The 10,349-nt window shown below is 66.5% G+C and carries 12 protein-coding genes; 6 read left to right on the top strand and 6 right to left on the bottom strand.

Annotated elements, in window-relative coordinates:
* Window positions 1-240: 240 nt before the first annotated feature.
* Window positions 241-495 carry a hypothetical protein gene (locus ACFQS7_RS30260; protein ID WP_380070866.1) on the bottom strand — a complete coding sequence of 85 codons (255 nt, stop codon included), beginning with the start codon at window positions 493-495 and terminating at the stop codon, window positions 241-243.
* Between the two features lie 55 nt (window positions 496-550).
* Between ACFQS7_RS30260 and ACFQS7_RS30255 the strand changes: the two genes are divergently transcribed.
* From ACFQS7_RS30255 to ACFQS7_RS30245, 3 genes are all read left to right on the top strand, one after another.
* Window positions 551-1,261, top strand: a complete 711-nt coding sequence (locus ACFQS7_RS30255; RefSeq protein ID WP_380070865.1) for a hypothetical protein — start codon at window positions 551-553, stop codon at window positions 1,259-1,261.
* A gap of 193 nt (window positions 1,262-1,454) precedes the next feature.
* The gene (locus ACFQS7_RS30250) at window positions 1,455-2,093 is read left to right on the top strand and encodes a hypothetical protein (protein WP_380070864.1); all 639 of its coding nucleotides are present in this window, start codon (window positions 1,455-1,457) and stop codon (window positions 2,091-2,093) included.
* Window positions 2,094-2,363: 270 nt separating this feature from the next.
* Window positions 2,364-2,942, top strand: a complete 579-nt coding sequence (locus ACFQS7_RS30245; RefSeq protein ID WP_380070863.1) for a sigma-70 family RNA polymerase sigma factor — start codon at window positions 2,364-2,366, stop codon at window positions 2,940-2,942.
* Window positions 2,943-3,418: 476 nt separating this feature from the next.
* Here ACFQS7_RS30245 and ACFQS7_RS30240 read toward each other — a convergent pair whose 3' ends face one another.
* The 4 genes from ACFQS7_RS30240 to ACFQS7_RS30225 form a co-directional block, all read right to left on the bottom strand.
* On the bottom strand, window positions 3,419-3,604 hold the full coding sequence (locus ACFQS7_RS30240) for an HU family DNA-binding protein (RefSeq protein WP_380070862.1): 186 nt from the start codon (window positions 3,602-3,604) through the stop codon (window positions 3,419-3,421).
* Window positions 3,605-3,712: 108 nt separating this feature from the next.
* Window positions 3,713-6,046 carry an ABC transporter substrate-binding protein gene (locus tag ACFQS7_RS30235; RefSeq protein WP_380070861.1) on the bottom strand — a complete coding sequence of 778 codons (2,334 nt, stop codon included), beginning with the start codon at window positions 6,044-6,046 and terminating at the stop codon, window positions 3,713-3,715.
* A gap of 140 nt (window positions 6,047-6,186) precedes the next feature.
* Window positions 6,187-7,059 (bottom strand): alpha/beta hydrolase family esterase, encoded by an 873-nt coding sequence (locus tag ACFQS7_RS30230; RefSeq protein WP_380070860.1) that lies wholly within the window; start codon window positions 7,057-7,059, stop codon window positions 6,187-6,189.
* Between the two features lie 259 nt (window positions 7,060-7,318).
* Complete coding sequence (locus ACFQS7_RS30225) at window positions 7,319-7,531, bottom strand: dodecin (protein WP_380070859.1); 213 nt, start codon at window positions 7,529-7,531, stop codon at window positions 7,319-7,321.
* A 382-nt stretch (window positions 7,532-7,913) separates the two neighbouring features.
* Between ACFQS7_RS30225 and ACFQS7_RS30220 the strand changes: the two genes are divergently transcribed.
* From ACFQS7_RS30220 to ACFQS7_RS30210, 3 genes are all read left to right on the top strand, one after another.
* The gene (locus ACFQS7_RS30220) at window positions 7,914-8,372 is read left to right on the top strand and encodes a bacterioferritin (protein ID WP_380070858.1); all 459 of its coding nucleotides are present in this window, start codon (window positions 7,914-7,916) and stop codon (window positions 8,370-8,372) included.
* Window positions 8,373-8,429: 57 nt separating this feature from the next.
* A complete protein-coding gene (locus ACFQS7_RS30215; RefSeq protein WP_380070857.1) occupies window positions 8,430-8,621 on the top strand; it encodes a hypothetical protein in 192 nt (63 codons plus the stop codon).
* A gap of 414 nt (window positions 8,622-9,035) precedes the next feature.
* Window positions 9,036-9,521 carry a CarD family transcriptional regulator gene (locus tag ACFQS7_RS30210; protein WP_380070867.1) on the top strand — a complete coding sequence of 162 codons (486 nt, stop codon included), beginning with the start codon at window positions 9,036-9,038 and terminating at the stop codon, window positions 9,519-9,521.
* Window positions 9,522-9,728: 207 nt separating this feature from the next.
* Here the strand turns inward: ACFQS7_RS30210 and ACFQS7_RS30205 are convergent.
* Window positions 9,729-10,349 (bottom strand): response regulator (locus ACFQS7_RS30205; RefSeq protein WP_380070856.1); only part of this gene is annotated, 621 nt, incomplete at its 5' end.

The following is a 10,349-nucleotide window of genomic DNA, read 5'->3' as shown; positions in this document are numbered from 1 at the left end:
ATCGCGGCTTGAACAAGCCGGAGCATGGGTGGTTGATCTGCCTGGCCTGCCATGCCGAGCTGACCTACGGCGGCTACCTCGTCCGCTTCCTGCGGATGCCCGAGTTCCGCGCCTTCCAGGGCGCCGTGTTCGAGCACCGCCGCCAGGAGCGGGCCCGCACCGGCGACACGCCGGAGTAGCCGCCATTCTCTGTCCTCCCGACTGGAGGGCACGCAAAAGCCCCATGATCTCAGACCGAGGTCATGGGGCTTTTCGCGTTTCGGCCTGGTCTGCCGCGATGCGGTCCTCCGCCGCCCGGATCAAGCCGCGCAGGCTGGCGGTCAGCCGCCGCGCCTCGCCGCGCAGCCGCTGGCCCGCGATGGCCTTGGCGCTGCGCCCGCCGTGCTTCCAGTTCGCCCGGCGGCATCGCTCGAGGTCCGCCGGTGTCCGCGCCCCGAGGCGGGGCTTCGCCGCCTGCTCCGCCAAGCAGTCGGCCCATGCCGGCCTGGTGCTCACGCCCCGCTCGCACCAGGGTCCGCTAAGGCAATCCCGCCCGTGCTACGGTCGAGCCATGGAGCGCGCCGAACCACCCTCGCCACCGCCACCGCCACCGCCACCGCGCCTGCCCTGGGACTACCATCCCGCCCTGACCGAGGACCGACTGCGGCTCTGTGCCCGCCTGCTGGCCCATGCCCGCCGTGACGCGCTGGCCATGGCCAGCTACGAGCTCGGCGACGATCCCTGGTCGGTCGGCTGCCGCGCCTTCGCCTTTGGCCGGCATCGCCTCCAGCGCGCCGCCAGCTCGGGCGACTATCCCTGGCTCGCGGTGCTGGACGACAGCGCCCATTTCGTCTTCGTCATCGGCGCGGCGGACGAGGGCGAGGGCGTGCCGGTGCGCTTCTTTCGCGGCGCCGCCGATGAGCCGACCGAGCGCACGCTGCGGCGACAGGAGATGGAGATGCAGCAGCTCTCCCTGGCACTGGGCGAGGGGGCGGCCGAAGGCCTCGCGTTCCGGCTGGCGGTAGAGACCGGCGAAGCCGGGCAGGTCGAGCGGGTGGTCTTCCTGGCGCTGCGGGGCGAGGACCGCGTCGAGTGCTTCTGGCCGGTGTCCCTGGAGCCGCCCGCGACAGCGGCCGCCGAGGCGGCCGTGCAGCTCCGCCTTCTCGCGGACGACAACGATGCCGGACCTGGCGAGGCCGCCAGCCGGTCAACGCCCCTGCTTGGCGCCAAGCCACGCCGCAAGACCACCGAGGGTCCACCACCCCAGACTACGCTGCTGTAGGCCGGACCCAATCCGCGGATGGATTGCGGTAGTCGGTCGCGCTGCTCGCCCTCGCAGCGCCGCCGCGGTCCGGTCGACCGCGCCGCAAGAGACGATAACCAAATTCAAATTTGAATCCGCCTCGCCCGCTGGTATCTGACGTCAAAGTTCGTATTTCGTTCGCGTCGGCGTAAGCGGCAAGGAATAGGGGCAGATGCCGAGGATACCGCGGGAGGAGCAGGCGACGATCCGCCACCGGGTCGACGTTGAAGGTCAGAAAGTCGCTGACGTGGCTGCGGCCTATGGCTGCACCGCAGCGAACATCTACGCCATCCTGGCCAAGCTCCGTCGGCAGGATGTCCAGAACACGGGTGAGGCCGTGTCCTCCCCCAGCGTTGGCGCAGCCGCTCCCACCCCTGTTCCGGCAGTCGCCGCCGTAGACGACCTCTTCGGTGCGCCGGCCGAGCCAAACTCCGCTTCTGCTGCTCCGGCTGCTATGCCCCCGGTCGCGTCGGAGCCGCCGGCGCTGGCGAACGACAAGGTCTCGTTGCCCGCAGTCGCCGCAGCTGATCTGCCACCAGCGCGCGTGCCGTCCCCGGCACCCACCCGATCAGGGCGCGTCGGGGCGGTGTCGAGACCCTCGGTGCCTGCACCCCCGCCACGGCCCAGCAAAGCCGGCTATGCCCTGCTGATGCGGACCAGTGATGGCGAGGAGGCGGTGAACCCGTTCCGTTCGCTCGATGAGCTGCTGGCCGCCGCCAAGCCCATCCTGCGCACCGCGGCGCGCAGCCCAGAGCCGATCTGGTTCTCGATCCAGCAGGTCGACCTTGATGCGTTGGAAGAGGGCTTCTGACTAGCGCACCCCTCAACGGCGAGCACGGGCTAGGACGAACGCGGGCAAGCCCAACCAAGCGGCACTGCGTGTCATCGCGTGGGTCACGCAGATGCCTTGCCAACTCGACCGGCCACAAGACGGACGCCGCATTGGACAGCCTCATCGGTGCGGGGGGTCTGGACGAGCCCTGCGGCCAGTTCACGCCTCACATTGTTGTCGCGACATGAGAATGGCAGTGCGTGTGCTTAAGCGCCTCGCTACAACTATGAGTAGCAAGGAGGAGCGCTCATGCCGCAGCACGACGGGTTCCACGATCTGCTCACCGCGGCATTGCCCCGTCTTCGAACGCACGCTCGCGCCCTGACCCGAAACCGCGCTGCTGCTGACGACCTGGTGCACGACGCGGTCGCCAGCGCGCTGGCCGGGCGCCACAGCTTCACCCCAGGCACCAACTTCCGCGCCTGGATTCACCGCATCCTCCACAACCGCTTCATCACTGACACCCGCAAGCGGCACGCGACTGAGGACCTGGACCACGTGCCGGACGCAGTGCTCGGCATCGGTGGGGCGCAGGAGGACCGACTGATCCTCGGCGAGTTGCGCGGTGCGATTGGCCGTCTCCCGGCGGAACAGCGTGCGGCGCTGCTGATGGTCGCTTTGCAGGGCATGAGCTACGACGAAGTCGCGGAGGTGACCGGCTGCGCCGTAGGTGCGGCCAAGTCCCGGGTTTTCCGTGCCCGCCGCCAGCTTCAGGCAATGCTTTTTGGCAAGGAAGAGGCCAGCAGCAACGCGTCGCCGCGCTGCATCGTGCCTGCCTCCAGCCGGACGAGCGGAATCCGAGCGTCATCCACCGGGGCGGCCGACTAGCAACGCCGCCGATCCTGTCGAGAGCTTCAGTCACCGGGAGGTGCCGCGTGTCCTTGCTTTTCCGACTTCGGGCCGCCGCCCGCCAGGCGGCCGATATTACCATCGAGTATGGCGGCGGCGATCCTGTTGAGCTTATCGCTCTGGCCCGGCAAATCGGCGAGCGCGAGAGCTGTACCGCTGACTGCACGACGCAGCCGGACCGCCCGCATGTCCTCAGCGTCCGCTTCGCGCGGTGCCCGAGCACCACGGCAGAAGCAGACCGACTTCGGCAGTCTTAGGAAGTAACCGACCCCTCGCCGTCCTGGCCACAAACGCACGAGCCCCATGACCTCAGAGCGAGATCATGGGGCTCTGTGCGTTTGTGGCCGCTGCATCATGGAGAAACCATGCTGCCGGTCTGAGCGACAGCACCATAGCGTGCTGTCGATACTTCACGCTGCCCGGCAGCGATGTTCCACGGCGGCGCTGACATACAGTCAGATCGCCTCTTTGAGCTCCTTGGCCGGGCGGAAGGCGATCTTCTTGCTGGCCTTGATCTGGATTGGCTCGCCGGTGGCCGGGTTCCGCCCAGTCCGGGCGGCCCGCGCGCTCACCTGGAAGATGCCGAGGGCGGGGATCCGGATCTTGCTGCCCTGCTGCAGGTGCTCGGCGAGATTCTGCACGAACTCCTTGAATTATGGTCGTCGGTACGACAGCTCAAGTTGCTTGCAACCGAGACTGCTTTTGCATCGGCAAGGGGCAACACTTTCCCTCCGGCTGGGGAGGAGCGGCTACTGCGTCGAGGCGAGCCAGCCCACAGCGGCGATCGCAGCCACGGCGAGGAAGAACACCAACCGCGTCGCGCGTTCAGCGAGCAGGGCGATCCTTCCACGTCCCGAAGTTCGCAGCCGCTCGGCCGCCGAAACCGAGAGGATGCAGAGGAGTGCAAGCGTGAAGAATACGTAGAACGCGTACTCAACGTCCATCGTATAGGCGACGTTGCCGAGTTGGCTGTTGATGGACACGAGCAGGACTGCGCCGGACAAGGCGCCGGTGATTGCCACCGCCACCTTGTCCCGCACCAGGGCTGGCGGGAACCAGAGCGAGACAAACATCATCAGCGTCATCAGCCCGACCGGCAGCAGGCTCTTGACAAGGGTGGATACCGTTCGCCGGCGCAGGTCTACCTCGAAGCGGAAGCCCGAAAGCTCTCGTACCTGCTCGGTACCGACGAGTAGCGGATCGCCCAGCGCCGAAGGGGTGACGAGCACATCCCGCCGTGCCTCGGCCCGAAGGGCTCGCCACTGCGTCAGGTGGCGGAAGGCATCAGCGGCCACCCACGGAGAGCCAGCAGGCGAATCCGGCGCAGCCGCCCTTCCACCTCCCCCGGCACCAAGCCGTGCGACCACGGTAGGCACGGCACTGGGTTGCCTGGCCACCGCGCGCCGATCCAGCGCGTAGACGATCTGATCTGAGGCAGCGCGCGCGTTGAACAGGCGAACGGCCAAGGTCTGTCGGTCGAACGGAAAGCGGTGCAGATCGAACTCGTTGCGGAATTCGCCCCTTACGTGCCAGAGGCGGTAGGTTGAACCGTCTTGCAGGTCGCGGCGCACCGCAGGCAAGGCAGGATCGAAGTCGCCGCGGCGCATGTCCGGGAACTGGATCTCGGCCGATCCAGCGTCACCCGGCCGGGCAGCGGTGGCGGCGCTGCGGAGCCACAAGTAGAAGTCGGCGGTGAAACTCGACTGCAGCAGGTCCAGTCGGGCGATCTCGTTCAGGTACACACCGGCGTAGACGACCCGCTGCAGTCGCGCGAAGCGTCCGTCGGCGACCGGGACCACCGCGCCGACGAGACGTTCGTCGAGGCCCGGGTTTGCCGCCGGCACGAGTTGGAGCGGCGCCGATTCGAGCCAGTCCCGGTCGAAACGTGCGATGCGGATCGCCGCCCATCGCCCGTGCGCTGGGTCGAACCAGACCGGGCCACTCAGGCCAGGGAATGCTCGAGCAGGCCCGTCCAGGGCCAGAATTGCCTCGCGCACGGCCCGGCGGTGCGATGCTTTGTCGTGCTGACGGGCCGCCTGCATGGAAGTGGTCGACGCCAGGACGCCCAGCAGCATCTGCACCGCATCGTAACCCAGGACAGCCCGCCAAGAGGGTTCACGCCCATGTCGCACGCGGAAGCGCTCCTCAAAGGCAAGCAGCGCGGCACCCCCGCTGTCGAGCAGGACCGGCGAGGCCGCGTAGACCCCGTCAGTGAAGAAACCAGGACTGGCCTGCTCCTCCGGCTCCGCCACGAAGAGCCGGGCGTACCCGCTATAAGCAAAGGATGCCGTCGCCAGGAAAGGGCCCGGCATGTCCGCTCGCTTCAGCACCCTGAGCACAGGGACCGCGGCTGTCTCGAGCATGCCCAGGACGATAGCCGTCCGCTCCAAGCTGCCTGCGGCGCGCTGGGCGGCTACCACCGCCTGCCCGACATTCGAGACGGGATGGTAGACAGCGGCAATCCCGAGGCGCTCAGCGCCGCGCCGGAAGCCGAGCGCGAGCGGTTGGCCGTAGCCGTCGTCGCTGTAGATCACCACGGCACGCCGGCCGCCGAGTGCGTGGTGCAGGTAGTCGGCAAGCGCCTCGCCGACCCTGCTCTGCCCCAAGTTGAGGCGGAAGACGCTCGACGTCGCATCCGTTGCGATGTTGGGGGCGACGACGACAAGGCCGGCTTCGGCGTAGATCGGCTCCACCGCCGGCGCCACCGCACTGAGGGAGGGTCCGATGACCGCGAGGACGTCTCCGTCCACGATGCGACGCGCGGCATCGCGCGCGCCTTCGACAGTGCCTCGGTCATCGATGATTACCAGGTCGATCGGCAGTGCTTTCCGGTTGGCGTCCTCGATGCCCATCTGGATGCCCTCGAGCACCTCGGCACCGATATTCGCAGCTGGGCCGGAGAGAGTAAGCGCGGCGGCGATACGCAGGGATGGTGCCCGCTGTGCAGCCGCTTCGGATGGAATCGCAAGCAGGGTGACGGCGATCAGGAGGAGCGCGCATCGGGCCGTCCTGCGCAGCAGGGACACTAGCCAGAAGGATGGCGGTCGGCACAGCATACGGCGGATCTCGGCGAACGCAGCCAAGCAAAGTACTTGATTTGACGTTGCATGTTGCCGTTCGATCAATTTTTGGCGGCAGCGAACCATCCACGCAGGCGGACTTCTGCTTACCCATGAACGCTTCCGCGCAAAGACGGCGACAGTCAGGGCACGACCGTACGCCATCATGGAGCACCTCCGGCCGCGTCACGGGCTGCGGTCGCTGAGTCTTTTTGCACGAGCCCAGGGATTTGGCTGGGCTTGAGGGCAAACTCGAGCAACAGCGCGCCAGGGTCAATGTCGGGCGAGGCGCGGCCAAGTAACCGGAGCAGGGTCCAGTCATCGCCCGCCACCAGCCTATGTCCGCCGCCACGCACCTCGTACAGCAAGGTGCGGACCCCGCTGGCACAGCCGGTTGCTGCGTGGACCAGGACATCGGGCTGCGTGCCGTGCCCGCGCCGGGGTAGCGGCCGTGCAGGCGCGAGCCCGGTGCAGCGGTTTGCCCGGCGCCAGAAGTCGAAGCTCGCGGGCACCGACATGCGCTGCTGTAGGCCCACGATACCCCCGAGCGCCACCTCGCCCGTCCAGCGAACCACCGGGTCGGCGGTGCCGGCAACCATGAGGACGTTTAGGGGGCGTGTCGGACGGCAGTCTTGATCGGTCTCGAGCGGCATGGTCGCCAGAAAGACGGCCACTGACGCCACTCGGTAGGCGCGCGAGCATGCGTAGCGCAACGCCATCATGCCGCCGCTTGAGATCCCGACAAGGTGGATGGCGGCCGGGTCGGCGGTACTGTCCGCAACAAGGGCGGCAATCAGCGCATCAAGGAAGGCAAGATCATCGCCCACCGCCGAGAGTGGGCGCGACAACACCTGAGACAGCGAACCGTCGTTCCAGACCAGCCCCTCGGCGTTGGGGAAGGCGAGCGCCACCCCGGCGCGGCGCGCCATGTCCTGCAGGTCCAACTCGCTGCGGGCGAGCGCCCCGCTGAACATGGCCGCGTGCAGGATGACAAGCAGGGGGCGATGCTCGCCTCCCTGCCGCGCAGGGCGGTCCACTATGGCCCGCCTCTCGACACCATGACTTACGACAGAAAGTGGTGTGCCCCCATCGCAGGCCGGCAGCAACAGCGCAGCCAGCATCGTCGCTGCTCGCACTACGCCGCCGGCGCGACGCGACCCGGACCAACGCGGCCCGGGGATATGGTCTGGCCCACCCAGCGGCGCACTTCCCCGCCCATCTGTCCCAGCCTGCAACTCAGAGGCGTGCCGGACCTGCGGCGGATGGCCTGCAAACGCCATCTCCGCAACAGGGACCTTATGTCTCGACGCGGAAGCCAACCTTTAGGCTGACCTGGTACTGCGTCACCTTGCCGTCCTGCACACGGCCGCGGATCTCGCCAACCTCAAACCACTCGATGTGGCGAAGCGTTTTGGCCGCGCGCGAGATGGCCGTCTCGATGGCCTTGGTCACTGACTCCTTCGAACTACCAACGAGATCGGTCTTCCGGTAGACGTGGTTATCTTGCATAGGTCGTCTCCTTGGTAGTTTGCCCGTTCGCCTGACCATCGCGTTTGACCTATCGAACAGCGTCAGCAGTTTGTACTTCAGCAATGGCCGAGGACATGCGGAGCTCTAGGCCAAGCGCAGCGATAGAATGGCGGCACGAGCCATCACTCTGAAAGCATTTTCCAAGCGACAGCGGCAGTCAGGCGCGATCGAAAGGAAATCTCCTGAGCGAGATGAGGCGAGCGATTCGCCACCGTGCTGGATCTCTGGGGCGAACCGGACTGCCCGGCTTCGGCACTTGTGGGATTTTCCCCATCCCAGCTTTGAGCCGCGCTATCCTGATCAGCGTCGGAGGATGACTTGAACGCTGGTTCTCCTGACGCATGAACGGAGAGGTGCTGCAATGAGCACTTTGGACAAGGACAAAGTGGTTGGCCTGCTCAACCAAATCTTGGAACAAGAGCTGGCCGGCGTCGTCCGCTACACCCACTACTCACTGCTCGTGTTTGGCTATAACCGAATCCCAATCGTGGCATGGCTGCACGAGCAGGCGAGCGAATCCCTTGTTCATGCGCAGCAAGCGGGTGAGATGATCACCCACCTCGGTGCGTACCCATCGCTCGCTATCGGTCCGCTGCTCGACAGTCATCAAACTGATATCGGCACCATCATGCGAGAATCCTTGGAAACAGAGGGCAAGGCGCTGGCCCTCTACAAGGAATTGCTCGTCACGGTGGAAAGTCACTCGGTGATGCTGGAGGAGTACGCCCGGCAGATGGTGCATGCCGAGGAGCAGCACGCCGGGGAAGTGGACAAGATGCTTCGTCGACCGGGTGATATTGCTGCGTTTCAGCCGCAATAGCCTGACCACCGGCCAATTTTCGCCCGTAGACAACGACGATATCTCAAAGGATGGCTGATGGCGAAGCGCCAGGCACCGGCTCAAACTTCCCCTGCGAAAGTGACTCCGGCCAAGGGGCGCCCAACCAAGGCACAGGCGGCAAAGGCGGCGCTCACAGCGAAGCAACCCGATTTTTTTGATCTTCTCACGAAAAAGCCGCAGGCGGCGCGTACCCGAGCGAAGAAAGCAAAGCCCGATGCCGAGGGATAGCAGAAGCCCGCGATATACCGGCTCGGGTTTTCTGGCCATGCTGGCGCCGGGGTCCACTCAGGCGGGCCCGACAAGCTCAGTTCGCCGCCTGACAGATTGGCCAGCCCGACGTCAGCACCACGCCGTGACCCGTGGGATCCGAGCGCCGTTTCCGAGTACCTATCGCAATTCCCTCCTTCGGGGGTTTGCGACGGCTCCCTTAATCCACACAGCATCCAACCGCACTATATGTCAGGGAGGATGTCTGGGGGTGTCTTCATGCCGCCGGACAAAACTCTCCAGCGTGCAGTGTGCTGCTGCGGGCCGAAGGGATTGATCGGGATTTTACACGGCATGAGAACGGCATTGACGGCAGCTAGGTTTACCAACGGCGTAACGCCACGCGAATGGACTGCGGAGGTCGCTGGGGAAGTTTTGCAGGAGGGCGATCGGGTGATGCACCCAGCGCACGGCGTCGGCCGGGTCGAGCGCATCGCGGTTGAGGAGGTCTCGGGTTATAGTCTCAATCTGGTCCATATCGTCTTCGACGAGGCCCGCCTGACCTTACGGGTTCCGACGACGAAGGTCCGCTCCATCGGTCTGCGTTGCATTGCCTCCCAGAAGCTCATCGACGAGGCACTCGCCGTGCTGAAGGGACGGGCGAGGCAGAGCAAGGTCATGTGGTCACGACGGGCGCAGGATTATCAGACGAAGATCAACAGCGGGGATCCACGCGTCGTCGCCGAGGTTGTGCGAGATCTCGGCCGGAACGCTGTCGCAGGCGGGCAGAGCTTCTCCGAGCGGCAGCTCTATGAGGCGGCGCTCGACCGGCTCGCCTGCGAGGTCGCCGCCGTCGAGAGCGTGGACAAAAAGTCCGCCGTTGCCAGGATCACCGCCCAAGCTGCCGCGGCTGCAGGCTGACAGGCCAACCCGACCGGCTTGCATGCTCTCACACGCAAGCCGGTCGAGGGCTGCTCGGTCCAGTACGGCAAGGCGGCTGCTCATCCTGAGCTGCCGTTGCTTGAGAGCTTCGTCGATCATGCTCGGTAATGGCAGTTGCCGTGCACGATGAATCGACGGCTCCGCCCAGCTGGTTGGGGGCGGAATCAGCGGCGCCCTCCCTTCCCATCATCCGGCATCCGCTCGCTGTGCCGGGTGGACGGGGTGCGCCGGCGCGAGGGCGCCGAGCCGTGCGAGCAGTTCATGCCGCTCGTAGGGCTTTGGGAGGACCTCAAAGGCCGGCTCGTGGTCGAGCGCCGCGCCGGCATAGCCCGAGGTGAGGAGTACCGGCAGCCCTGGCCGCAGTCGCCGCGCCGCCGGCACCAGCTCGACCCCGTTCATGCCCGGCATCACCACGTCCGAGAACAGCACGTCCACCGCCTCGCCCGCCTCAAGCGCCGACAGCGCCTCACGCGCATCTGCTGCCACGAGGACACGCCAGCCGCCCTCGCGGAGCATCTCCGCCGTTGTGTCCCGCACCGCGGTCTCGTCCTCCACAACCAGCACCGTGGCCGACGACACCGTGGCGACAATACCGCGCGCGTCCCCCTCGGTGCTGCGGGGCTTGGCCTCCAGCTCGGCCGTCACGGGTAGGTAGAGGGTCACCGCCGTGCCCCTGCCGGGACGGCTCTCCACCGCGACGTGGCCACCAAGCTGGCGGGCGAAGCCGTAGACCTGGGCGAGCCCCAGTCCGGTGCCCCGACCAGGCTCCTTCGTGGTGAAGAACGGCTCAAAGGCACGCGCCAGCAC

The sequence above is a fragment of the Dankookia sp. GCM10030260 genome, assembly GCF_042666655.1.
Classification (GTDB): Bacteria; Pseudomonadota; Alphaproteobacteria; order Acetobacterales; family Acetobacteraceae; genus Paracraurococcus.
The sequence above is the reverse complement of the archived record's forward strand: the minus strand, read 5'-3'. Positions and strand labels throughout refer to the sequence as shown.